The organism is Pseudoalteromonas sp. SG45-5, assembly GCF_014164085.1.
GTDB classification, from domain to species: Bacteria; Pseudomonadota; Gammaproteobacteria; order Enterobacterales; family Alteromonadaceae; genus Pseudoalteromonas; species Pseudoalteromonas aliena.
In genome coordinates this window covers 22,120-45,802 of record NZ_JACJEM010000021.1, presented here as the reverse complement: position 1 = coordinate 45,802, position 23,683 = coordinate 22,120, and the positions used below count along the sequence as shown (strand labels likewise).

Annotated in this window: 24 protein-coding genes; 12 read left to right on the top strand and 12 right to left on the bottom strand. The window is 38.2% G+C overall.

The genetic code is table 11. The features are described from left to right. Nucleotides 1-77 precede the first annotated feature (77 nt). From H5119_RS08800 to H5119_RS08790, 3 genes are read right to left on the bottom strand one after another with little or no spacing between them, the layout of a single operon-like run. Entirely contained in the window at nt 78-692 is a 615-nt protein-coding gene (locus H5119_RS08800; RefSeq protein ID WP_077535951.1) for a DNA-binding response regulator, read from the bottom strand. Beyond that, the gene (locus H5119_RS08795) at nt 689-1,792 is read right to left on the bottom strand and encodes a sensor histidine kinase (protein WP_182701948.1); all 1,104 of its coding nucleotides are present in this window, start codon (nt 1,790-1,792) and stop codon (nt 689-691) included. The genes H5119_RS08800 and H5119_RS08795 overlap by 4 nt, the downstream gene beginning before the upstream one ends. Further along, a complete protein-coding gene (locus H5119_RS08790) occupies nt 1,789-1,941 on the bottom strand; it encodes a hypothetical protein (RefSeq protein ID WP_182701947.1) in 153 nt (50 codons plus the stop codon). Before H5119_RS08790 ends, H5119_RS08795 begins: the two co-directional genes overlap by 4 nt. 164 nt (nt 1,942-2,105) lie before the next feature. On the opposite strand from H5119_RS08790, the gene H5119_RS08785 reads away from it, so the two are divergent. The 4 genes from H5119_RS08785 to queG all read left to right on the top strand — a co-directional run bounded on the left by H5119_RS08785 (nt 2,106) and on the right by queG (nt 6,202). Further along, on the top strand, nt 2,106-2,972 hold the full coding sequence (locus H5119_RS08785; RefSeq protein WP_182701946.1) for a DMT family transporter: 867 nt from the start codon (nt 2,106-2,108) through the stop codon (nt 2,970-2,972). Beyond that, nucleotides 2,969-3,673, top strand: coding sequence for a glycerophosphodiester phosphodiesterase family protein (locus H5119_RS08780; protein ID WP_138586081.1), 705 nt, complete (start codon nt 2,969-2,971; stop codon nt 3,671-3,673). The genes H5119_RS08785 and H5119_RS08780 overlap by 4 nt, the downstream gene beginning before the upstream one ends. 51 nt (nt 3,674-3,724) lie before the next feature. Then, a complete protein-coding gene (locus tag H5119_RS08775; protein ID WP_182701945.1) occupies nt 3,725-4,945 on the top strand; it encodes a methyl-accepting chemotaxis protein in 1,221 nt (406 codons plus the stop codon). Nucleotides 4,946-5,062: 117 nt separating this feature from the next. After that, entirely contained in the window at nt 5,063-6,202 is a 1,140-nt protein-coding gene (gene queG, locus H5119_RS08770; protein WP_220492871.1) for a tRNA epoxyqueuosine(34) reductase QueG, read from the top strand. 34 nt (nt 6,203-6,236) lie between these two features. Here the strand turns inward: queG and H5119_RS08765 are convergent, their stop codons facing one another. From H5119_RS08765 to H5119_RS08755, 3 genes are all read right to left on the bottom strand, one after another. Next, nucleotides 6,237-7,364 carry a PleD family two-component system response regulator gene (locus H5119_RS08765; RefSeq protein ID WP_182701943.1) on the bottom strand — a complete coding sequence of 376 codons (1,128 nt, stop codon included), beginning with the start codon at nt 7,362-7,364 and terminating at the stop codon, nt 6,237-6,239. 51 nt (nt 7,365-7,415) lie between these two features. Next, the gene (locus tag H5119_RS08760; RefSeq protein ID WP_138586085.1) at nt 7,416-9,410 is read right to left on the bottom strand and encodes an ATP-binding protein; all 1,995 of its coding nucleotides are present in this window, start codon (nt 9,408-9,410) and stop codon (nt 7,416-7,418) included. 116 nt (nt 9,411-9,526) lie between these two features. After that, entirely contained in the window at nt 9,527-10,015 is a 489-nt protein-coding gene (locus tag H5119_RS08755) for a GNAT family N-acetyltransferase (protein ID WP_182701942.1), read from the bottom strand. Nucleotides 10,016-10,096: 81 nt separating this feature from the next. Between H5119_RS08755 and H5119_RS08750 the strand changes: the two genes are divergently transcribed. The 5 genes from H5119_RS08750 (at nt 10,097) to H5119_RS08730 (ending at nt 15,563) form a co-directional block, all read left to right on the top strand. Beyond that, nucleotides 10,097-10,672, top strand: a complete 576-nt coding sequence (locus H5119_RS08750) for a glutathione peroxidase (RefSeq protein ID WP_182701941.1) — start codon at nt 10,097-10,099, stop codon at nt 10,670-10,672. Between the two features lie 83 nt (nt 10,673-10,755). Then, entirely contained in the window at nt 10,756-11,037 is a 282-nt protein-coding gene (locus H5119_RS08745) for a peptidylprolyl isomerase (RefSeq protein WP_077535960.1), read from the top strand. A gap of 696 nt (nt 11,038-11,733) precedes the next feature. Further along, entirely contained in the window at nt 11,734-12,084 is a 351-nt protein-coding gene (locus tag H5119_RS08740; protein ID WP_007579911.1) for a DUF2750 domain-containing protein, read from the top strand. Nucleotides 12,085-12,182: 98 nt separating this feature from the next. After that, nucleotides 12,183-12,863, top strand: a complete 681-nt coding sequence (locus H5119_RS08735) for a hypothetical protein (RefSeq protein ID WP_182701940.1) — start codon at nt 12,183-12,185, stop codon at nt 12,861-12,863. Between the two features lie 126 nt (nt 12,864-12,989). Next, nucleotides 12,990-15,563, top strand: a complete 2,574-nt coding sequence (locus H5119_RS08730; RefSeq protein ID WP_182701939.1) for a M1 family metallopeptidase — start codon at nt 12,990-12,992, stop codon at nt 15,561-15,563. A 75-nt stretch (nt 15,564-15,638) separates the two neighbouring features. Here the strand turns inward: H5119_RS08730 and H5119_RS08725 are convergent, their stop codons facing one another. Then, nucleotides 15,639-16,004: a hypothetical protein gene (locus H5119_RS08725; RefSeq protein WP_007579906.1), complete on the bottom strand. Its 366-nt coding sequence runs from the start codon at nt 16,002-16,004 to the stop codon at nt 15,639-15,641. Nucleotides 16,005-16,077: 73 nt separating this feature from the next. Then, on the bottom strand, nt 16,078-16,953 hold the full coding sequence (locus H5119_RS08720; protein WP_182701938.1) for a hypothetical protein: 876 nt from the start codon (nt 16,951-16,953) through the stop codon (nt 16,078-16,080). Between the two features lie 157 nt (nt 16,954-17,110). Here H5119_RS08720 and H5119_RS08715 point away from each other — a divergent pair, with 157 nt between their 5' ends. From H5119_RS08715 to yjjG, 3 genes are all read left to right on the top strand, one after another. Then, a complete protein-coding gene (locus H5119_RS08715) occupies nt 17,111-18,010 on the top strand; it encodes a phosphoribulokinase (RefSeq protein WP_182701937.1) in 900 nt (299 codons plus the stop codon). Between the two features lie 64 nt (nt 18,011-18,074). After that, on the top strand, nt 18,075-18,620 hold the full coding sequence (gene yjjX / locus H5119_RS08710) for an inosine/xanthosine triphosphatase (RefSeq protein WP_182701936.1): 546 nt from the start codon (nt 18,075-18,077) through the stop codon (nt 18,618-18,620). Nucleotides 18,621-18,632: 12 nt separating this feature from the next. Then, a complete protein-coding gene (gene yjjG, locus H5119_RS08705; RefSeq protein WP_182701935.1) occupies nt 18,633-19,307 on the top strand; it encodes a pyrimidine 5'-nucleotidase in 675 nt (224 codons plus the stop codon). Between the two features lie 80 nt (nt 19,308-19,387). Here the strand turns inward: yjjG and lpxC are convergent, their stop codons facing one another. From lpxC to H5119_RS08685, 4 genes are all read right to left on the bottom strand, one after another. Beyond that, nucleotides 19,388-20,299 (bottom strand): UDP-3-O-acyl-N-acetylglucosamine deacetylase, encoded by a 912-nt coding sequence (gene lpxC, locus H5119_RS08700; protein ID WP_138584671.1) that lies wholly within the window; start codon nt 20,297-20,299, stop codon nt 19,388-19,390. Between the two features lie 103 nt (nt 20,300-20,402). After that, nucleotides 20,403-21,653, bottom strand: coding sequence for a cell division protein FtsZ (gene ftsZ / locus H5119_RS08695; protein WP_182701934.1), 1,251 nt, complete (start codon nt 21,651-21,653; stop codon nt 20,403-20,405). A gap of 21 nt (nt 21,654-21,674) precedes the next feature. Further along, the gene (gene ftsA / locus H5119_RS08690) at nt 21,675-22,907 is read right to left on the bottom strand and encodes a cell division protein FtsA (RefSeq protein WP_077535968.1); all 1,233 of its coding nucleotides are present in this window, start codon (nt 22,905-22,907) and stop codon (nt 21,675-21,677) included. Continuing rightward, complete coding sequence (locus H5119_RS08685) at nt 22,904-23,683, bottom strand: cell division protein FtsQ/DivIB (protein ID WP_182701933.1); 780 nt, start codon at nt 23,681-23,683, stop codon at nt 22,904-22,906. The genes ftsA and H5119_RS08685 overlap by 4 nt, the downstream gene beginning before the upstream one ends.

Genomic DNA, 23,683 nt, shown 5'->3' with positions numbered 1-23,683 from the left:
TAATATACTTCAGATGTTGATGAAGTATATTACTGTAATGATCAGCTATAAAGTCGCCCACCTTAAAAAGTTATTCTCTATAGCCATCCTTTTTGTTTAGCTATACGTGCTGCATCTATTCGATTTGTGGCATTAAGCTTTGCGATAGCATCTGAGAGATAATTACGTGTGGTGCCCTCGCTGATAAATAGCTGCTTGGCTATTTCGCTAGTTTTAAGGCCATCGCTTGCGAGTTTTAGCGCTTTACGCTCTTTATCGGTCAGCGGGTCCGAGTCATCTAATGCATTAATAGCAAGCTCTGGGTCTATTACTTTTTGACCTTGCATTACTTTTTTAAGGGCATTTATTAATTCTTCACTTGGTGCTTCTTTTAAAATAAAGCCTTTAGCCCCTGCGGCAATCGAACGCCTTATATAACCTGCGCGAGAAAACGTAGTCATAATAACCATTTTTATTTTTGGATATTTGGCTGCAATTTGCTCGCTAAGCTCTATCCCATTCATGTTTGGCATTTCTATATCAGTTAAAATTACATCTGGATGTAAATCACTATCAAGCATCTTAATTGCATTGAGTGCATCTTGGCCGTTACTTGCTTGCCCAATAACCTCTATATTAAAATCAAGGCTCAACAGTGCAGCAATTGCATCACGAACAAGCGCCTGATCTTCCACTAAATATACTTTGATCATTGTAAATCCTTAGCCGTAATTGGCAGCATTACATTTAAAGTAAAGGTATCGCCACAGGTAAATGAAGCACTGCCATTTAATTGTTCTGCTCGCTCTTTAATACCACTGAGGCCATTACCCGAATTCAATGCGCTGCATGGAGCATGGTCAATAACGGTTATGAGTAATTGCTGCGGTGTTTGCTCTATATTTATTTCACAGATTTTTGTGCTGCTATGGCGCAATAGATTTGTAACTGCCTCTTTAATTATAAGACCAGCGAACCCCTCGACTTTAAAGGGTAAAGTATTTAAAACCACATTAAATGTAACATTAAAGTCTTGCTCTATTAATCGTTGTTTTAGCTGTGCTACTTGGCTTACAAGATTAAGCTGTTTTAAATCACTTACGGCGCTCCTTACGTCACTAAGTAATTGCCTTGCTAGATCTGCCACTTGTGCAATCTCGCTATTTGCTTGAGCGTAACGCTCACCTTGGTTTAATTTATTAGCAAGCTCAGCCTTTAAAGCAATAGATGACAGTGAGTGACCTAAAATATCGTGCAAGTCGCGAGCTATCCGTTCGCGCTCAGCAATAGCTGCTAACTGCTCTAATTGGTTAGCACTTTCCTGCTCACGCTTTTTGTAACGGCTCTCTCTTTTAGCTGCAATACCGTAACTAAATAAGGCGGCACATAGAATCAAAGCCACAGCTAAAAAGTACTCAACTTTTCCTATATCACCAATATATGCACTTAATAAAACAGTTAGAATTATCGCTAATGCGGCATAGAATCTTTGCAGTTTACTATATGTGTAACCGGCTACATAGGCGACAAAACCAAATAAGGTAGGCGTGCCTGAGTTATAAAAAGTAGCCCAGAAACAAATTAATAGCATAGCTATAAACAACTTAGTTACACCTGTATTTTTGCAGTTTATTGCTTTTACATACAAAAGAATAAAAGCAATATAGAAGGCTAAAGACATAGTTATTTGGTTAGCCGTAAAGCTCGCAAAATTAATTATTAGTGGGAGTAAATAAAAGCCGGTAAAAATTAAATGTCCATATTTCCAAAAATCTTTATCGCTTTGTTGAGAGTAAGTGTTAAGTGAGCTCATACTAATACCTCAGGCATATTATTTTTATTAATAAAGATAAATAACACAAAAACACACACAAACATAAAGCAATCGACATAGGTAATAGTAAGACTAAGCGACTCTAAAAAATCGCTAATAGATAAACTGAATAAAATAAATGTACTCATATTTTAATTCCCTTCTTTTAAGTAGGGCAATTATGACAACATACATAAGTAATATGAGTGTGGATTGTCACCAACATTACTGACATTTGTCAGATGTTAAAAAATTCATCTTAAGAATTTTTAAGCGATGTTAATATGCTAAAAAAGCACGACAAGGAATCTAAATGCAATCTCAACAACAAAGCTTACTTTACTTACATATTGCGGTATTACTTTTTGGCGGAACGGCTCTGTTTGCAAAACTGATTGGTTTAAATGCGCTTGATATAACCGTTTATAGAGCAGCAATTGCTGGCATTGCCATTTACATTTTACTTAATGTGCAAAAAAAACAGATTAAACTTAATAAGCCTAAAGATTATTTAATTGCGATATTGCTCGGTGCGGCTGTTGGTATACATTGGGTGACTTACTTTGCTGGCATGCAAATGGCGGGGATAACAATTGGTATGCTCGCATTTTTTAGTTACCCAGTTATTACGGTGTTTTTAGAACCTTTAGTAAATAAAAGTAAACCTAAAACTAAAGATGTGATTAGTGCCGCAGTCGTTATATTAGGTATTTACCTACTCGTGCCTACGGCAAATTTAGGTGATGATGTCACCCTCGGAGTAATAACTGGCGTGGTCTCGGCGCTATTTTTTTCAATAAGAAATATTACCCATAAACGTTATTTTAGCCAATATGGCGGCCCACAAACGATGTTTTATCAAACTTTAGTGGCCAGCCTTATGTTATGTGCTTTTATTGAAGTACCGGTATATGAAGTAAGTAACCATGACTTATTATTAATTTTAATTGCCGGAATTATATTTACAGCAACACCCCATTCATTATTTGCAGCCAGTTTAAAGCATTTATCTGCCGCTACTGCGGGGTTAATTTCTTGCCTTCAACCTCTTTACGGCACACTATTAGCTATAATTATCATCCATGAACGCCCGTCAATAATGACGCTTGTTGGTGGCGTATTAATTGTTAGTGCGGCCTGTTTTGAAACTTGGTCAATTACACGAAAAGGACGACAATGAAAATATTTGCACACAGAGGCGCAAGCGGGCATTTTCCTGAAAATACTAAAAGCGCTATTTTGGAAGCATTAAAAATAGGCGTAGATGGCATTGAAGTAGACATACAAAGCGCCATTGATGATTACATGTTAATTCACGACTCATGGCTAGATAGAACTACAAATGGCACAGGCAAAGTAAATGAGTTTCACGTCTCTGAATTAACTAAATTAAATGCGGGTAATGGTGAAGTAATACCAACACTACAACAACTATTCGATTGGAATAACAACAAAACATTACTCAACCTTGAACTAAAACATGCTTTTGAACTTGAGAAATTTGCCACTCAACTTGAAAACAACATAAGTGCGAGAAAAATATCATGTGCTAATGTTTTAGTATCGTCATTTGATCACCATCAATTACTCTGGCTTAAGGGGCGTTTACCGTGGTTGAAAATAGGCGCACTCACGTCTTCGATTCCTATCAACTATGCTAAATTTGCTGAAGACCTAAACGCCTATAGTGTTCATGTGGACAAAAGCTTTGTAAATAAAGCGTTTACTGACGATGCAAAAAAAAGAGGGCTAAAGATTTATGCTTATACGGTCGATAAAGAACAAGATATAGCGCTAATGCTTGATTACGGCATAGATGGGATTTTTACAAACTATCCTACGCAAACTAAAGCTTACCTGTTATCGTTACAAACAAGCTAACTGCCTTACTTATGATTTATTACTAAATTAAAATCACAAAGGTTTATGGAAATGAACGGTTTTATGAAAATTTATAACTACATTGAGCAAACCTTCTTTTTTACGTTAACTCGTAAAATTATAGGTAATTTAAGTTTTGTATTTTTATTTCAAGCTATTACGCTATTTTGGTTATACCAAAGTTTAAGCGAGCAGCAACAAAGTACAGGGGTGTTTTGGTTACTCACGCTGGTAATTGTTACAGGCTTTGTGTTTACGCTTTTTTATATGCGTTTTTTAATCGTTCGCCCTATTACTGCTATGCGTAATACGCTTATAAAAATCAATCAACAAGATGGTAATTTAGCCGCTAAGCTACCTCATTTTTCATATGACGAATTTAGAGATTTAAGCACGCAATACAATGCATTTACTACTCATTTAGGCGAGTTGCTAAATACAACTTATTGCAGCGCTGAAGCAAGTGCTGATAGTAATAAAGCGGTTAGCGAATCAATGCAAAATACACAGCACTCAAGCGAGCAACAAATACATTTAAGTCGCAGTATTATTGACGCTAGTATGCAAATAACTCAAAGCTTACAAAATATCGTGAGTAATACCGACAGTGTACACAATGTTAATAATGAACATTTAGCGTTTGTAAAACTCTCAGCGAAGGAGCTTTCAACACTTGTTGAGCAAGTTAAATTAATTACCAATATGCTGGGAAATTTTTCAAATACGATCGCGGGTTTAAAAGAAAATAGCGAAAACATTCGCAGTATTTTGAAGATGGTTGAAGAGTTTTCAGATCAAACCAACTTATTAGCATTAAACGCGGCTATAGAAGCAGCAAGAGCCGGCGAAGCTGGAAGAGGCTTTGCTGTTGTAGCCGATGAAGTACGCACACTTTCTATAAAAGTAAGTGGCGCAACAAGGCAAATTAGCGATTTTATTACTCAAATGAATGAGCTAGTAAACGAAACAAATAAAGAGTCAGAGCAATTAATTACTCACTCCAACAATGCGCAAAATTCAATAAGCGCAACGTCTGATGGGTTTGGTAAAATGCTCAATGAGTTTGAGCATAATCAGCAACAATTACAGCAAATAGCCAGCGCTGTACATTTACTTGAGCAAACACAAAATCAAACTCACCAATCTGTTGAGCAAATTGTGGAGCTTGGTGAACATGCTAAACAGCTAATAGACACTGCATCGGCAGATTGTGAGCAATCCCAACAGCTAAGCTTACACACTCAACAACAATTAAAACGGTTTGTGCTTTAACAATCGGTGACTTATGAAAACGTGTTTTTTTTTAGAGGTTGAACTACTTTTAATCCACAAAGATAAACACACCCGAGTAAATATGCTAAATTACGCCGCTATTTATTTAAGCGTGTGATGTGTGTGAGCAACCCGACCCTAGACTATAAAAAAATTGCCCTACAAATAAAAGCTTGGGGGTTAGAACTTGGCTTCAGTGAAGTGGGTATTACTGATATTGATTTAAGCCAGCACGAAGTACAACTTCAGCGCTGGCTTGATGCAGGCTTTCATGGTTCGATGGATTATATGGCCGCACATGGTATGAAGCGCGCTCGACCAGCCGAACTTGTACCTGGCACTCAACGCGTTATTTCGGTAAAAATGAATTACCTTCCGCCCGATGCTGGCTTTGCAAAAACATTAAAAAATAAAGAAAAAGCCTATATAAGCCGTTATGCACTGGGTCGCGATTACCACAAATTAATGCGTAATCGATTAAAAAAATTAGGCCAAAAAATAGAACAAGAAATTGGCGAATATGGCTTTAGGCCTTTTGTAGATTCAGCCCCTGTACTTGAACGTCAGTTAGCTGAAAAAGCAGGTTTAGGCTGGCGTGGTAAAAACTCCTTACTAATTAATCAAGAAGCAGGGTCGTGGTTTTTTTTAGGCGAACTATTTATTGATTTGCCATTACCTATAGACGCCGAAAACACCTTTGAGGGCTGCGGTAAATGTGTTGCCTGTATAACGCTTTGCCCTACGGGTGCGATTGTAGAGCCCTATGTAGTAGATGCTCGTAAATGTATATCCTATTTAACAATAGAACTTCAGGGGCCTATTCCAGAGCAATATAGAGCATTATTAGGTAATCGTGTTTATGGCTGCGATGATTGCCAGTTAGTTTGCCCTTGGAATCGATATGGCCAAATTACTGATGAAAATGACTTTCACCCTCGCACACAATTAAAAGATAAAGACTTACTTGAGTTATTTGCTTGGGATGAGCCTACATTTTTAAAAAATACTGAAGGTAGCCCTATCCGTCGCATTGGCCACGAACGTTGGTTACGTAATATAGCAGTGGGTTTAGGTAATGCTGAGTTTAGCCCGGCTATTATTCACGCTCTTGAAGATAAAGGTCAACATTGCAGTGCGCTGGTTTTAGAGCATATTGAATGGGCACTAGCCCAACAAAATGATAAACAACGAGTTGCGCTACGTAAAACGGCCAGATTGATAAGAATTGTAGAAAAAGGCTTACCCAGAGATGCATAACATAACTTGAGTAAACCTTTATATTGCGAAGTAGTTAGTTTTTCAAAAGTAATGACAGATCTTGCTCTATTTCGGCAAAAGCGGCTTTAACTTGCTGAACAGACTCTTCCCTCGCAATTGATTTTTGAATTGTTTCATCTACTTTTTTATAGATGAATATTTCTTGATCTTCATCTAATCCCATAGTTGGGATCCTTACTTCTAGATCTTCTTGTAGCTGTTTAAACACTTTTTCATTATTTTTACGATTATCATTTAGCAAACTAATTAAGCCATGAAACTTACTATGCACGGCACTTGCCACCGAATTTAGTTTTTCTTGCTGAGATTCAAGCATTTGTTTAGTTAATATCGCACGCAATTGCTGCTCAGTAACACTGACAATAAAGCAAGCGTGATCACGAATACGCCCATGTTTATCGGGATCATGGTCTGGCATATTTAAAATCAATAAACTAATAAATTCATAATTCACTAAAATTCGATGTGAAAACTCATGTAATCGCCCTTTATTTTTAAGCATCTCAAATAACTCAATAACAATAGGTGAGCACACTCCATTTAATGCAAAATGATCAATATTATTGTCATACCTAAACTCAACGTTACTCTGCAGGTCAAATGACTGTAGGCAGCTTACAAGAGCCTTACCAAGCGTTTGAGGATCATTTATAAAACCTATATTTTCGACAAAATTAACTATTTGCCCCATTTCACTACTATTTGCCATTGCATTAAATGCTGTTGAGGTAGCCGCTTCAACCTGTTTCTCAAGGCTTTCTTTTTCCCTTAAAACTTGGCTTAAATTATTTAATTTAGACTTAAGTTCATTATGCCCAAATGGCTTGACTATATAATCCTCAGCGCCCACAGAGTAACCTTCCATTCGCTCCTCAACCGTTCCCCTTGCAGATACAAACATAACAATTATATGTGCCGTATTTGGATTAGATTTTAGATTTTTACACACTTCGTAGCCATTCATTTGTGGCATACTCACATCAAGTAAAATAACTTGTGGCATATATTCTTCAACCATGTCCAAGCATTCAGGGCCGCTCGTGGCAACTTTTAATTCAAAATCAAGAGACTCTAAAATTTCTTCAATTATCTCTAGGTTAAAAGGTTCGTCGTCAACTGCAAGAATTTTAGTTAAAGCCATAATATTTTATCCATTCAAATTCTAGAACGTTATTGTGTTTGCCTAGCAATTTCAGCTACTTTGCTGTGCTAACTCTTCATTTGCGGAGTGTTTATCTTGCTTGATCTTCAGTGGAACTTGTATACAAATCGTTGCTCCACCATTTTCGTTATTAAGAGCTCTGATATTGCCTTGGTGCAAGGACACAAACTCTCTACATAAAGCAAGCCCCAAACCAGTCCCACCTGCACCACTATTTGTTTTACTGCTTTGTACAAATTTAGTAAAAATATATTCAAGTTCATCCTCTGGTATACCAACGCCATCATCAATAACTTCTATTATGGCAAACCCATTGTCTGACTCTAAGCTGACAGTTATTTTACTTTTCCGATCGCTAAACTTTAGTGCGTTACCTAATACATTTCGTAATAATTGATTTATTTGCTCTTCGTCACACTGCGCAATAACGGCTGTAGGCTGAGCTATAAATACAATTTCAATTTCCTTTTCCATTGCAGTACCTGCAACATCATCAATACTCATTTTAATAATATTGGCTAAATTATTTGACTGAGGATTAAAAGGAAATTTCCCTACATCAAGTTTAGATAAGTCGAGCAAATTATTAAGCAAAGAAAGCAATCGCTCTCCACTACTTTCAATACGAGATAAATATTTTAAAAGTTTTTCTTTTGCTAGATCACCTGCTTCTAGTTTATTTAAACCAAAACGCGCAAAGCTTAAAATTGAATGCATTGGGGTGCGTAGTTCGTGTGACATATTTGCTAAAAATTCTGATTTACTTAAGTTTGCGGCCTCAGCAACATTTTTAGCATGCTCTAACTGCGAAGTACGCGCTCTTACTTGCTCTTCTAAAATATCTTTTGCTTCAAGTAGCAGCTCTTCTTTTTGCTTTAAATGTGTGACGTTTTTAAATATTACCGCAAGTGCAATTTCGCCATGATGATCTATTTCATTAAATGACCCCACAAGTGGTATGCACCCACCCGCTGTTTTTGATAAGTATAGATCACAACTAAATTGCCGATTACTGTTCAAAGTGGATATTTTATCTTTAATAATTGCGCTTGAGTCTGAGTCTAAAAAATTAAAAACCGACTTATTCTCAAGCTCATTAAAGGTCAAATTAAATAACTTTAAACACGAATTATTAGCTTCAATTACGTTACCATCACGCTCAAATAGCATAATCGCATCAGGTGTGTTTTTATAAATAACTTGCAGTAAGCTGTCTTTTTCAATAAGCGCATCTACTGTATCTTGGAGCCTTTCGACGAGCTCAGTATTGTGTCTTTGCAATAACTCGGTTTGCCATAATTTATGTACCGACTGCAAAAGAACATTATCATTAAGTGGTTTAATTAACACATCTTCAACGCCTTGACGAATTGCTTCTATCATCGAAACTTGATCTGAGCGAGAGGTAAAGAGTAAGCAACGGCAACGGGGGTGTTCAACTTTTAACTTAGAAAAAATTTCAAGTCCCGTTGTATCGCCCAAACTAAAATCACTAATAAGTATATCTAAATCCCTATTTGTAACGACTTCCAACGCTTCTTCGAAGTTAGTGGCTGTATATGTTCTTATGTGCGCGCCCACTAAGCTGTTTTTCATATTTTCGAGACGTTCAGGTATATGGTCCACTAATAAAATGGTTGGTAATTGAAGTATATGATTTGAGCCTATTTCTAACAGACTTTCTAATAAAGACGTAATTTCTTTGTTTGAAAAAAACGGGTAAACCACTGTTGCATTAGGCACAACATGATTGAGCTCACTAAATGTAGTAAGCTGCTGGCCACTTTCAGCTTTTGGAGCAAGAAGCATAAAACGCTCTTGCGGTACTTTTTCAACTAAACATGTTATTGCAGTGACAGGTACGCCGTGTGCTATGACAATTAAGTCGTAGCAACTCACATTGGTATACATTTTTAGCATAGAAAAATGAATTAATTCGACTTCACAGCCAATTAATTCTAAAAGTACCTTTACGCGCATAGCGATTACGCTGCTGCTATCTACGATTAATATTTTCCGAATCATCAAGCTACACTTACAGTTAATTAACTTAATATATAAATAGCGTAGTCTAAAATAATTAGTTAGCACATTTTCCCATATATATTTACAAGAAAAAAATAACTATATTGTGGTGTGAGTTATTGCAAATGTTTTCCAAAAATCATTAGGCTGTATAGCTTCCCATCCATAATGGCAACATTAGGAAGCTCTCCCCACACTGCAAAGTTGAAATGCTTAAATAGTTTAACGCTTGGCAAGTTATGGCTAAAAATGAAGCCCAGTAATACTTTAATATTTAATTGCTTAGCTTGGGTTTGTGCAAAATTCATTAATTTTTTCCCCAACCCTTTACCTTGTGCTTTTGCGGTAATGTAAATACTCATTTCAACAGTACCATCGTAGGCTGGACGACCGTAAAATGATTTGTAACTTAACCATGCCAATACTTGGTTGTTTTCACAGTAAACGTAAATTGGCCGTTCTGCGGTATGACTATTAAACCAATCACGCTTTTCTGCAACAGTTACATTTTCTGTATCGGCGGTTACCATCCGCCCAGCAATGGTTTCGTTATAAATGGCGACAATGTCGCTAAGATCATTAATATTTGCTAAACGAGTGGTCATAAGTCATTACATGGTTGATCAATTTTCTCTATATTAGCGTATCATCATCAACTCTAACAATCGGAAATATAGGCGTTCGTTATGTTAAAAAAAGTAATTATAGGATTCAGTATTTTATTTATAACTGCTACCGCGCAAGCTCAAAATAATTTCGATAGCAATGAGCAATCAGAACAAACCTGCACGGATTTTACTAATGTCGATATTCGTAAACTGCGCTCTGAAGAATCTATCAATTTATGTCAATTCAAAAATAAACCGCTATTAATAGTAAACACAGCAAGTAATTGTGGCTTCACACCTCAGTTTAAAGATCTGGAAGCACTATACCAACAATATAAAGAACAAGGGTTAGTCGTATTGGGGTTTCCTTCTGATGACTTTTTTCAAGAAGAAAACGATGAAAAAGACACAGCTAAAGTTTGCTTTATAAACTATGGGGTTACTTTTCCTATGTTTGCCACCAGTGAAGTACGTGGCAGCAACGCAAATCCAATTTTTAATCACTTAAACGCACAAACCAGCTCTCCTAACTGGAACTTTTATAAGTACCTCGTGTCTGCGGATCGTAAAAAAATATTGCGTTTTAATAGTAAAATGTTACCAAATTCAGAGCCGATGATATCAGCAATTGAAACTGTGCTTTCTGAGAAATAAGTTTATACTGGTACAATTAGTTGAAACTAACTAGAATGACATTTCATTAGGTTAAAAAAACACCAAATATAAGCGGAGAATTTATGACAGTGGCAAGCGCACGACACATCCTAGTAGACAGTGAAGCACAATGTTTAGACTTAAAAGAAAAAATTGAGCAAGGTGAAGCTTTTGCTGAGTTAGCAAAAGCACATTCTAATTGTCCTTCAGGCCAAGACGGCGGTGCCCTTGGTGAATTTGGTCCCGGTATGATGGTACCAGAATTTGATAAAGTGGTATTTTCTGCACCAATTAATGAAGTACAAGGCCCAGTGCAAACACAATTTGGTTATCATTTGCTTGAAGTAACCAGTCGTTCAGAATAATTTGATACATACCATTTATTAAAAGCCGCTCGTGCGGCTTTTTTATTAAATACCCATGCACTAGGAGCTGTTGACCTTTGTGGATTGAAATTTGTTCAATCTAGGGGCGATTTAATCGCGGCGCGAGGTTTGTAACCTAGCGGGCTAAGTAAAAACCGAGTAACAAAGAGTTAATTGTCTCTAGAAAGAACCCAGAGGGCAGCGCATGTTTGGCATTTATGCTGCGTTATCGCCTATTTATGGGGAATAACCACACGACATAGGCTCTGTCTTGCCTAAAAAAAACAGTCAGCTGCAAAATCAATCACGAAAGGTCAACACGCCCTAAAGTACCTCTCCCAAAAAAACACCTATTTAAATCAACGCTATGTTCATGCTTATTAACTCTAACTCCATAGTGCGCTTTTTGCTTCAAGAAGCCAGCCAAAGCTAATTGCATCAAATTAGCGATACGTTTTCTAACTTACAAACGAACCGACTGAGCAAATATTAAACTGTTTAAATACTGATTTATGTGATCAAGTATTTAAAAGCTGTGAATACCCCAACATCAGTTTATACTACCTACTTGATTTGCTTTCGCGAGCGGACTGACTTTTGTCAGCATCCAAAGCGTATTGCTTTTAATAAGCAATACAGCAAGCACTAAGCGGCAATAGATACTAATTCTCGTCACTAATTTAAAAAGGTAAACACATGAGCGATATCGAAATTGAATCACAACTGGTTAACTTCGTAGAAAAAGTACGTGTTAGCGAAGTAATTTGGGCACTTGGTGCAGAAGATAATGGCTTTGTAGTATGTGATTCTAATCAATTTGACGAAACTGACGTGTTACTACTTTGGGAAAGTGAAGCAGCAGCTAAAGCGCAATGTAAAGAAGAGTGGAAAGACTACAGCCCTGTAGAGATCAATCTCGATGAATTTTTAGATGCTTGGGTTGAAGACTTAAATGAAGATAATGCACTTGTTGGCATTAACTGGAATGATGACCAAGTATGCGCAGAAATTGAACCAACAGGCTTAGCTCGCGCACTGAGTGAATAATACGTTACCCGCTTTATTTTTAAAGCGAGTAAACCCAACTAGCATCAACTGCTAGTTGGGTATAAGATAAAACACATCATTATTTTCAAGGTATTACGTTGAAAACCCATCTTGGTCGCCGGCCTTTTTCCGCCATGGAACTACACACGCTTTATAATGGATATATATACGGTGATTTTAAGGTTGCTCGCGAACAAGCGAAACATTGGCATTTTTGGCTGCCTTTAATTGCTTACTATAGTGGCGCTTACAGCGATGAGATTGGTTGCTTAACACTTGACGATCTATCTGTTGAAAAAAAAATTCTATGCTTTAACTTTCATACACATGGAAAAATAAAACCTCGCTTAGTCCCTGTACATCAAGCACTTATCAATGCAGGCTTTAATGAATACATAGCGTTTATTAAATCGCAAAAACACCACAGGTTAATGTTCGATTTACCGGCTAAAACGGGCAGATACAGCGAAAAAGTACGTATTTGGTTTTCAGGTGAAGGTGAGCGGGCTGGCTACTTACAAAAATGTGATATCCCAAACGTAGATCAACTCGGTATGAAAACAGCAATAAGCAGCCTGCGCCTTAACTTTGAGCAGCAAGTTCGTATATACGCCCTACAAGCCAGCTCTAAAGATGCCTTTAATTATTTAATGGGCTTTAACGAGTATCAACACGATACGTTTAACGACACCACTTTGCTAAATACTGTTATTCAACAACTACGTACCATTAATACTAATTTAAGCTGGCAGCGCTTTATAACACGCGAAAGTCACTGACAAACTTTGTTACTATTTACCCGCTATAGCGCTGGTATAATAAATTACTCAATGAAAAAAAACTGATAGGATACCTTGCGCCTAATTTATTTGGGTGTTTCTAACAACAACAATCAAGGGATCACTATGTTTTTTAAAAGCCTTTTAACAGTGAGCGTTGCACTGGCAATGAATGCTGCACACGCTAACGAATTCGTTATCGAAAAACTCGCAAAACCAAGTTCACAAAAGGTGTCGTTAACACTCGACCCAAGCCAAGATACATTTACAGGGATGACTGAGATTTCCCTAGAAGTACTAAAACCAACAAAATACATTGAGTTAAATGGCGTAGCTTACGCTGTTAAAATGGCGCAACTGCTTGGTGATGAAAACTGTGATTTAAACAATGAAATGCTTAAAACAGGTAAAGTAAAATTTAGCTGTGGTGAACAAATTCAACCAGGTAAATACACTCTTAAAGTAGATTTTTCAGCGCCGTATAATCGCCAAAGCGTAGGCTTGTACAAAACGTTAGATCAAGGTACACCTTACTTATTTACTCAATTTGAAATGAGCGACGCGCGTCGTGCGTTTCCTGTATTTGACGAGCCAAGCTACAAAATCCCATTTCAGTTAACAATTACTGCGCCTACATCACAAAAAGTATATGCCAACACACCTGAGCTTAAAGCAATCGTTAATGGCGATATGACCACACACTACTTTGATAAAACGCCGCCAATTCCTTCATATTTAGTCGCTATGGCTGTTGGCCCGTTTGAAGAATTAGAAATTAAAGGTATGCCAATTCCTGGTCGTGTAATTACCCCGCAAGGTAAAATTCACTTAGCCCAATACGCAAAAGAAAACATGCCAAAAGTACTGAGCGCACTTGAAGAATACTTTGGCATTCCTTATGTATATAAAAAATTAGACTCTGTTGCAGTGCCAGAATTTCCATTTGGTGCAATGGAAAATTCAGGCTTAGTGACCTACCGAGAAGATATTTTATTAGTTGATTTAGCTGCAGCAACACGCAGTAAAAAACAACGTAATGTATCAATTATTGCTCACGAACTTGCTCACCAATGGTACGGTAACTTAGTCACCATGAAATGGTGGAACGATTTATGGTTAAACGAAGCATTTGCTAGCTGGATGGCTGCCAAAATTACTAAGCAGCTTAACCCTGAGTTTGAATCGCACTTAGACCTGCCACAAAACAACGTAATGGCACTTGATGCGCGTTTAAGTACTAAGCCTATTCGTAAGCCAATAAAAACTGAAGCCGACATTATGGACGGTTTAGGTCTTGCTTACAGCAAAGGTAGCTCAGTACTTGCGATGGTTGAAAACTGGATTGGCGAAGACGCGTTTCAAAAAGGGATTCAAAGCTACTTGAAAGAATTCTCTTACAAAAATGCAGAAGCGGCTGACTTATGGCAAGCACTAGGTAAAGCATCAAATAAAGATGTAGCGGGTGTTTTAAAATCGTTTATTGAACAGTCCTCCTTCCCGCTAGTTAAAGTAACTCAGCAAGGTAGCAAAGTAACTATTTCACAAAGCCGCTTTGTAAACGCAGGCGTTGATGCCCCAGAACAATTATGGAATGTACCTGTTGCAATTAAATATGGCGCGGGCGATAAAGTAAAAACAGCAAACGTATTACTTAATAAACAAAGCCAAACGCTAGATTTAGACTTTGAACCAGAATGGATTTATCCTGATCAAGGTGCACTAGGCTATTACCGCTGGGTAATGGATGACACGCAATTTAACGCACTTATCGATAATGCAGCAAGCGTATTGACTGACCGCGAGCGTTTGGCGTTATTATCAGCCACTGACGCGCTACTTGATGCTGGTGTTATATCTGCGGCTAAGTTAATGCAAACACTTGAAGTATTCGCAAGCGATAACCACCCTCGCGTAGCAAATACCGCATTAGGTTACTTAGTATCGCAACAACGTACGTTTAAAGACGATAGCAATAAAGACCTATGGCCTGCATTTATTCGTGATGCAGTTACTCCTGCAGCTAAAAAATATGGTTTAGAGGCAAAAGCTGGAGAAGATGGTGCTATTGCACAACTTCGTGCGGCGGTTGTATCACGCTTAGGTTTTGATGGTGAAGATCAAGTTATAATTAATAAAGCCAAAGAGCAAACGCAAGTGTATTTAAACAACCCACAAAAAGTAGATCCTTACTTAGCGGGCACTTATTTAAGACTGGCAGCTTTTCATGGTGATAAAGCATTACTTGATCAGTTTATGACGACATTTAAAACCACAAAAGATCCACAAGTACGCACTAATATGCTTGCTGCAATGGGCTTTTTTGGTAACCCTGAGCTACAAAAATCCGTTTTAGCTTACAGCTTAACGGATGAAGTAACCGCCTCTGATATGCGTACTATTTTGTCTGGTCAAAGTTACACAGACGAACGCCAAGCATTGTTTATTGACTGGATATACGCCAATTACGATAAAGTAACAACAAGCTTGCCACCGTTCTTTGTACCTAACTTACCGTACTTTACAACCGCAAGTTGTAATGCAAAAAGCTTAGCTAAAACACAAGACTTTTTTAACAAAAAAGTGGCCTATGTAGCAGGTTATGCACGTACGTTAAGTAAACTTGAAGAAAGCACAAATGACTGTATCGCACTTAAAACTCGCGAACTAGAGTCGGTTAATAGCTTCTTAAAAAGTAAGTAATTCTTAGTGATTAAGCTATAAAAATACAAAAGCCGCTGAATATAAATTCGGCGGCTTTTTACTTTTTATATAAAATTAGTTGCCAATAATCATTGTAAGCTTGGCTATAAAATCTTTGGCTGCTTGCTCAGAGTTTATTTTAAATGCCACACCGTAGTGAATAGGTTGGGCGCTTTTAAAAATACGTGTCGGGAAGCGTGTCATCTCGCTGCTATGAAAATACCCTTGCGCACGTGTTACGCCATCAATATCACTAAAATCATCGCTAAATACTTCAAATGCAGGGCGAATTACTATTTTACCTTTGCCACTTTCACTATGAGTATAAAAAGCTTCTTTAGAGTTTACTAACATGTATTCTGCAATATTTTTAATCTTAAAATTACTTCTGCATTGTAATTTAATAAGCTGCTCTGTCAGCTCGTCTGCACTATAAGCCACGTGTAATCCCTATTAGTTAATTTACGCATTAGATTAACGCATACACAATAAAATCTGAATTTATTTGTCTGCTTTACTTCGTTATATCACATACAAAAGCGAGCTTTTCATTGTTATAACTCATTCTTGTTATATTCGTTTTACAGTAAGTGCTTAAATCAAGCCATTGCGATATTTCATTACTGCCATTAAGCTTGCGCTGATAAACACGGTTTTTAATAGCGTAAGCAATCGTTGCATCGTCTTTTAAAATAAAATCTTGAACTTGAGATGGTAACCTTAGTAAGTCTTCAACCTGTTTATTTTGAGGGTTAAAGCTAGCTAAAATGTGTTGTTCGTTTTTAGTGTAACTAAATAAAAATGTAGCCGTCGAGTTATTATAAATAAGCGTGCGGCCAATGTTGCTTGCAACAACCTGACCTTTAGCAGCCTCTACTGAAGTATATTGAAGTGTGTGGGGCTCACCTAAAATAAACATCACTAAATCATTCTTAATACCCCAAGCATGATAACCAACGGGCTCTATCCAATCAAAAATTCGTGTTGCGGGCCCCTCACTTAAAGCTGAATATTGCCAGAGTTTTTGCTTACCATCGGCTTCAACTACAATAGCTGATAAATTACTTTTATCTGGCATCAATGTTGGCGAATATTCGCTGACAGCTGACTTGGTGAGATTGCTAACCTGCTGAGTTGTTAAGTCATAGTAGGCAATATCAGTTTGGCTTTTATCACCAACTAATACCTCGTGAGTAAAATATAAACCTGTACTGGTTAAGTAAGGCTGATTGTTATAACTTGTTTTATCGCTCACTATCGTTACTTGCAAGCCATAAGGTGTATTTAAATCAGCAAGTAATATTTGGCTTTTTGGCATGCTAGCGTGTGCTATACCTAGGCTCAGGACACTTACGCAAAAGAAGCCTAGTAATGGTTTAATAAGTTTCATGCTTTCTCTCGTTTTAATTTTAAGCACCTCATGATAACGTTATTCGCTGATGCCGTCACTTGGCCTGAGTCAGTCAACGCTTAAAATATCCAAACAACTTAAAATAGTGTTAAGTTTAGTCTGGTTATAAAATCGGGTCCTAAAAAAGAGAATTAACATGTCAGCTAAAAACCCTATTATTGCAATAACTGGTTCATCGGGTGCGGGTACAACCACCACAACCAATGCAATTAAACATATTTTTCGTAGCCTAAATATTCAAGCTGCTTTTATCGAAGGAGATAGCTTTCATCGTTACACTCGCCCTGAAATGGATAAAAAAGTGCGTGAAGCACAACAAGAAGGCAAACACATTAGTTACTTTGGCCGAGAAGCCAATGACTTCAGCGCGCTAGAAGCATTATTTAGCAATTATGGCGAAACTGGACAAGGCAAATTACGCCGCTATTTACACACATTTGATGAGGCTGTTCCCTACAATCAATTACCAGGTACGTTCACTCCTTGGCAAGATCTTGATCAAAACACTGATATTTTATTTTACGAAGGTTTACATGGTGGCGTTGTCGATCAGGATGTAGATGTAGCGAAACATGTCGACTTATTAATAGGTATGGTACCTATTATTAACCTTGAATGGATTCAAAAGCTAATCCGTGATACTTCTGAACGTGGCCATTCTCGCGAAGCTGTTATGGGGTCTATTGTGCGTAGCATGGATGACTATATTAATCACATTACTCCGCAATTTTCGCGTACGCATATAAACTTTCAGCGTGTACCAACAGTTGATACCTCAAACCCATTTAGCGCAAAAGATATTCCATCACTTGATGAAAGCTTTGTCGTTATTCGCTTTAGAGGAATTGATGATGTTGATTTTCCGTATTATTTACGCATGATCGAAGGCAGCTTTATGTCCCGTATCAATACACTTGTGGTGCCTGGTGGTAAAATGGGTTTAGCAATGGAGCTGGTACTTACCCCTCTCATTAAAGATATAATTTTGAAGAAGCGTGCACTGGAAAACTTAGCACCTCTGGATATACCTATTTAACTCCTCTTCTAAGATTGAGCTCTCTCACGTACACTGCTGATTTTTAGTAACAATAAGGGACATTGTGTTGTACTCATTAAAAATTATTGTGGGTTCTAAAAACCCTGTAAAAATTAACGCGGCTAAATATATTTTTGCAATGTATTTCCCTGATCATGAAATTGATTGCCAAGGTGTTGATGCCCCATCCAATGTGCCCGATCAACCTATTGGCGAAGACGAAACACGTATTGGCGCACAAAATCGTGTTAATTATTGCAAAGAACATCACCAAGCTCACTACTACGTGGCAATGGAAGGAGGTGCAGAGCAATTTAGCTATGGTGCAGCAACCTTTGCTTACGTAGTTATTGATAATACCTTAAATCAAGTTGTAGGGCGCAGCAGCAACCTCCCCTTGCCTCAAGTGCTTTATAACGCATTACTTAATGGCGAAGAACTTGGCGACGTAATGGACAAGGCATTTAATACTATCAATGTTAAACAAAAAGGAGGCGCTATAGGGTTACTAACAAATAACCATGCCACCCGTGAAAGTACCTATACACAAGCACTCACTTTAGCTATGGCGCCTTTTTTACACGTCGATCTTTACAGCCAAACAAATTAATTAGGAAGTTTAATGAAATACAGCTATGTATTGTTTGATGCAGACGAAACCTTATTTAGGTTTGATATTTTAGCGGGCATGACTCGCATGTTTAAAGCTTACAACGTAGATTTTAGCCAAGACGATTATATTCATTATCAAAAAACCAATAAGCAACTGTGGGTTGATTATCAAAATGGCACTATTAGCGCAGATTACTTACAAGTAACACGCTTTAATGAATGGGCTGCCAGGCTCAATGTACCAGCAAAAGAGCTAAACGATGCTTTTTTAGATGCGATGGCACAAATTTGTGAACCATTACCAGGCGCTATTGAGCTCTTAAATAAGCTAAAACTAAATGCTAAATTAGGTATTATTACTAATGGTTTTGCGCGTTTACAAACTGTCCGACTTGAACATACTGGCTTAAAAGATATGTTTGAATGGTTAGTTATATCTGAACTTGTAGGTATAGCAAAACCGAATAAAGCTATTTTCGAGCACACATTTGAGCTAATGGGTAACCCAGATAAAAGCGAGATACTTATGGTAGGTGATACCGCAGCAAGTGACATACTTGGCGGCAACAATGCTGGTATTGATACTTGCTGGTTACAGCATCCTGGTGAGCAATTAGCCGACGGAATAAAGCCAACCTATACCGTAACTCATCTAAATCAGTTACAAGCTCTTTTAGAGTTATAATAGAGTGAATTTCACGCAAAAAAATGACGCTAATTAGCGTCATTTTTTATAACTGTTTGCGAACTGTACTTTTACTGTTTTTAGGCTGGAGCTAACTCAAGACCGGGTGCAGGCATCGTCACAGGCGTTTCAAATGTTGCCCACTCCCATGCTGACTCTGTAGCCATAATTTTACGAAGTAATTTATTATTTAAATCATGACCCGATTTAAATGCGGTTACTTTACCTAAAAGGTTATGACCTGTCATAAACATGTCACCAACACAGTCTAATATCTTGTGCTTAACAAACTCATCGCTATAACGTAAACCGTTAGGATTTAAAACTTTGAATTCATCAAGTACCACAGCACTATCCATACTACCACCTAGCGCTAGGTTGTTTGCATGCATGTATTCAATGTCTTTCATAAATCCAAAAGTACGCGCGCGACTGATTTCTTCAATAAAGCTTTGTGTTGTTATATCTAAACCAATGCGTTGGCGACTTTCGTTGATAGCTGGATGGTTAAATGCAATTTCAAAGTCGATATGAAAACCATCATACGGCTCAACTTCAGCCCACTTACCATCTTCTTCAATACGTACTTTTTCTTTGATTCGAATAAAGCGTTTAGCCGTATTTTGCTCTTCAATACCACCTTTTTGTAACAAGTATATGAATGGTAATGCACTACCATCCATAATCGGCACTTCTGAGCTGTCTAATTCAACAATTAGATTATCAATCCCCATTGCAGCAACTGCTGCAATAAGATGCTCAGTAGTCGATAAGCGAACGCCATCTTTATTAATTAAACAGGTACATAATTGCGTATCACCAACGGCTTCAGGTGTTGTTTCAAAATCAACAACCGGATCAAGGTCTACACGGCGAAATACAATCCCAGTATTTGCGCTCGCAGGTCGGAGAGTTATTGTGACCTTCTCACCTTTATGAAGTCCAATTCCTATGGCTTTGACTACTTGTGCAATCGTACGCTGTTTAATCATAGGTTCGCTCACTTAAAATTAATTACATTCAGACGGCGGATTTTAACATAAATACGCCTAAAATCCAATTTTCGTTCAAATTACGAACGAAAGTACTATTTTATTAATCAGCTTGTTTACGTAAAAAAGCGGGGATATCAAAATAATCACTGCCTTCTGATTTATCCGCTTTTTTACTGCTTTGCGTTGAAGAACTCATATTGCTATTTGAGCTAGAAGAAGGCGCTTGTTCTTTGCTCTCAACTTTTGCATTAGCAGTACTACTTTCTTCAGTGCTTGTGCCTTGACTCGCAAAGCTTGGTACGTACATGCTGCTCGATTGGTTTGAAGAACTTGCAACATCAGAACCTGATGCTTTTTTAAAGCCGTTATCTACAATACCAAACTGCGGGCGACGATCGCCTCCTAAGCCAGTTGCAACAACTGTTACTCGTAATTCATCTGTCATTTCTGGGTCAATAACTGCACCAACAACAACCGTTGCGTTTTCTGACGCAAGCGCTTTAACGTGATTACCCACAATTTCAAATTCTTCAATCGCAATGTCCATACCGGCGGTAATATTAACCAAGATACCTTTAGCGCCGGTTAAATCAACGTCTTCTAGTAATGGGCTTGAAATAGCCGCTTCTGCTGCTTCTTGGGCACGATCAGGGCCTGATGCAGATGCAGTTCCCATCATAGCAGTACCCATTGCAGACATTACCGTTCTTACATCGGCGAAATCCACGTTAATTAAACCAGAACGTGTAATTAGCTCTGCAATACCTTGAACCGCGCCAAATAATACGTCATTTGCTTTAGCGAAGGCATCTAGAAGTGTAGTCCCTTTTCCTAAAACTTTAAGTAATTTATTGTTCGGAATTGTAATAAGCGAATCTACAATTTCTGACAATTCATTAATACCTTGCTCAGCAGCTGCTGCACGCTTTTTGCCTTCAAAGTCAAAAGGACGTGTTACGACTGCAACAGTTAAAATACCTAGCTCTTTCGCTATTTTAGCAACTACCGGTGCTGCACCAGTACCTGTACCACCGCCCATACCCGCTGCAATAAAGACCATATCTGCGCCTTCAAGGCTAGCACGAATGGTATCAGCATCTTCTTCAGCCGATTGACGGCCTACATCAGGATTTGCGCCCGCACCCAGCCCAGAGGTTATTTGCGTGCCCAATTGTACTGTAATATCTGCAGATGAATTACGTAATGCTTGTGCATCCGTATTAGCCGCTATAAAGCGCACGCCTTCAATCTGTTGTTTTACCATGTGCTCAACAGCGTTACCGCCGCCACCGCCCACGCCAATTACCTTTATGACAGCTTCTTCGCTGTGTTGTTCCATTATATCAAACATGTTTACTCTCCGACTTGAGCATTAAAACTCGCCTTGAAACCATTTTGCAATGCGGTTCCACCAATTATTGTTATCCTCTGCTTTCGACTTTTGTGCATTCATCGATTGCATGGTACGGCCGTATTGTAACAAACCAACAGCGGTTGCGTACGAAGGATCATCTACGTAGTCTGTCAAACCAACTATCCCGATTGGTTTGCCTATTCTTACTGGCATTTGGAAAATGTCTTCTGCCACTTCCATTGCGCCAGTCATTTTAGCAGTTCCGCCTGTTATAACTAGGCCTGCCGCAATTTGGTCTTCTAAACCCGAACGACGAATTTCTTCCATCGCCAATTCAAATAATTCTCTAAAACGAGGTTCAACAACCTCTGATAACGTATGACGCGACATCAATCTTGCTGGTCGTCCGCCCACGCTTGGTACTTCAATTGTGTCTTCGCTACTTGCCATTTGGCTACTTGCACATGCATATTGTACTTTGAGTGACTCTGCATGTGATATAGGTGTACGAAATATTTTTGCAATATCACCCGTCACTTGATTACCGGCGACAGGAATAACCGCTGAATGACGCAGCGCGCCATTAATATAAATAGTGATATCCATTGTACCACCACCAATATCAAGTACAGCAACACCGAGCTCTTTTTCATCGGGTGTCAGCACTGAATAACACGATGCTAATGCTGTAAAAATAAGTTGATCGACTTCAAGGCCACAACGGTGTACGCATTTTTCAATGTTTTTAGCCATATCGTTTGAACACGTAATAATATGTGCACGTGCTTCCATTCGAACGCCACTCATGCCCAATGGGTTTTTAATACCCTCTTGCATGTCAATACTGTACTCTTGCGGCAGAGCATGCAGCATTTTACGTTCAGCCGAAATAGGTACAGAACGCGCGATATGAATAACATTTTCAATGTCTTCATCCGTCACTTCGGTATTATTAATAGCCACTACGCCGCTTTCGTTTTGGCATTGAATATGTTTACCAGAGATACCCAAGTACACAGAGCTAATACGACAATCAGCCATTAATTCAGCTTCGTCTATAGCTCGGCGAATAGACTCAGACACTAAGTTTAAATCGTTAACACCGCCTTTATCCATACCATGAGATACTTGGCTGCCCACACCAACAATGCTGAGCTTGTTATCTGCGGTGATTTCACCTACCGTAGCAACCACTTTCGAGGTGCCAACGTCTAATCCTATTACTAGGTTTCTTTCTGCTGACTTAGTCATGCCTTACTCTTATTTTGTAATTGTTCTTCTTGCACTGGCTTATAACTCACTGCAAGGCCGGTATCATACCGTAAATCGATTGTGTCTATTTGTGCATCTTCACGTTGTTTCATTCGCGGGTAAACATCTATAAACCGCTGTACACGTTTAGCTTTATCTTTGCGCCCTAAATTTAAACGCACCCCGTTATCTAACCATAACTGCCACGAAAAACGCTCCGATAACGCTAAACTTTTTAATGTTAAAGAGTTAACTCTAAGCATCTCATCAAGTTGTTTAAAGGCAATCCATGCTTCTTGTTCGCTACCCTCTGGTCCAAACAACTCCGGTAAATCGGCACTTATTTTATCACTGCTAGCTTGAAAAGCTTCACCACTTTGATTCAGTAATAAATCACTGTTCCAGTGCGCGACGACTTCATGTTCCACTACATAGACTTGTATTGTATCGGGCCATTGTTTTCGTACCGATACAGTAGCTACCCAAGGTAAATCTTGCACAAGTTGTTGCACATGCTTTACATCGAGTTCAAAAAAGCTACTTAAATCCGCTTTTTTTATTGCTTTTATAATCGCGGTTTCATCGGTGTACTTTGGATGTCCTTGCACAGTTAACTGCTTAATTTGGGCATCTTTATTTTCAACTAGCCAATCTGAAATACCAGTGGTTAGTTGCACTAAACCAATCACTACAACTAGAAAAAAGCTTACTCCAAAAATTAGCGACCAATTTAGTTGCTGTTTGATTTTTAGTGCTTTTTCTAAAAGGGGATGCAT

Excerpts from the sequence above, each read along its gene's own strand:
- H5119_RS08775 (WP_182701945.1), top strand. The coding sequence starts at position 3,725 with ATGAACGGTTTTATGAAAATTTATAACTACATTGAGCAAACCTTCTTT.
- H5119_RS08790 (WP_182701947.1), bottom strand. The coding sequence starts at position 1,941 with ATGAGTACATTTATTTTATTCAGTTTATCTATTAGCGATTTTTTAGAG.
- H5119_RS08785 (WP_182701946.1), top strand. The coding sequence starts at position 2,106 with ATGCAATCTCAACAACAAAGCTTACTTTACTTACATATTGCGGTATTA.
- H5119_RS08800 (WP_077535951.1), bottom strand. The coding sequence starts at position 692 with ATGATCAAAGTATATTTAGTGGAAGATCAGGCGCTTGTTCGTGATGCA.
- H5119_RS08755 (WP_182701942.1), bottom strand. The coding sequence starts at position 10,015 with ATGACCACTCGTTTAGCAAATATTAATGATCTTAGCGACATTGTCGCC.
- H5119_RS08715 (WP_182701937.1), top strand. The coding sequence starts at position 17,111 with ATGTCAGCTAAAAACCCTATTATTGCAATAACTGGTTCATCGGGTGCG.
- H5119_RS08720 (WP_182701938.1), bottom strand. The coding sequence starts at position 16,953 with ATGAAACTTATTAAACCATTACTAGGCTTCTTTTGCGTAAGTGTCCTG.
- H5119_RS08685 (WP_182701933.1), bottom strand. The coding sequence starts at position 23,683 with ATGCATCCCCTTTTAGAAAAAGCACTAAAAATCAAACAGCAACTAAAT.
- H5119_RS08760 (WP_138586085.1), bottom strand. The coding sequence starts at position 9,410 with ATGATTCGGAAAATATTAATCGTAGATAGCAGCAGCGTAATCGCTATG.
- H5119_RS08765 (WP_182701943.1), bottom strand. The coding sequence starts at position 7,364 with ATGGCTTTAACTAAAATTCTTGCAGTTGACGACGAACCTTTTAACCTA.
- ftsZ (WP_182701934.1), bottom strand. The coding sequence starts at position 21,653 with ATGTTTGATATAATGGAACAACACAGCGAAGAAGCTGTCATAAAGGTA.
- H5119_RS08730 (WP_182701939.1), top strand. The coding sequence starts at position 12,990 with ATGTTTTTTAAAAGCCTTTTAACAGTGAGCGTTGCACTGGCAATGAAT.
- ftsA (WP_077535968.1), bottom strand. The coding sequence starts at position 22,907 with ATGACTAAGTCAGCAGAAAGAAACCTAGTAATAGGATTAGACGTTGGC.
- queG (WP_220492871.1), top strand. The coding sequence starts at position 5,063 with ATGTGTGTGAGCAACCCGACCCTAGACTATAAAAAAATTGCCCTACAA.
- H5119_RS08740 (WP_007579911.1), top strand. The coding sequence starts at position 11,734 with ATGAGCGATATCGAAATTGAATCACAACTGGTTAACTTCGTAGAAAAA.
- H5119_RS08745 (WP_077535960.1), top strand. The coding sequence starts at position 10,756 with ATGACAGTGGCAAGCGCACGACACATCCTAGTAGACAGTGAAGCACAA.
- lpxC (WP_138584671.1), bottom strand. The coding sequence starts at position 20,299 with ATGATTAAACAGCGTACGATTGCACAAGTAGTCAAAGCCATAGGAATT.
- H5119_RS08780 (WP_138586081.1), top strand. The coding sequence starts at position 2,969 with ATGAAAATATTTGCACACAGAGGCGCAAGCGGGCATTTTCCTGAAAAT.
- H5119_RS08750 (WP_182701941.1), top strand. The coding sequence starts at position 10,097 with ATGTTAAAAAAAGTAATTATAGGATTCAGTATTTTATTTATAACTGCT.
- H5119_RS08795 (WP_182701948.1), bottom strand. The coding sequence starts at position 1,792 with ATGAGCTCACTTAACACTTACTCTCAACAAAGCGATAAAGATTTTTGG.
- yjjG (WP_182701935.1), top strand. The coding sequence starts at position 18,633 with ATGAAATACAGCTATGTATTGTTTGATGCAGACGAAACCTTATTTAGG.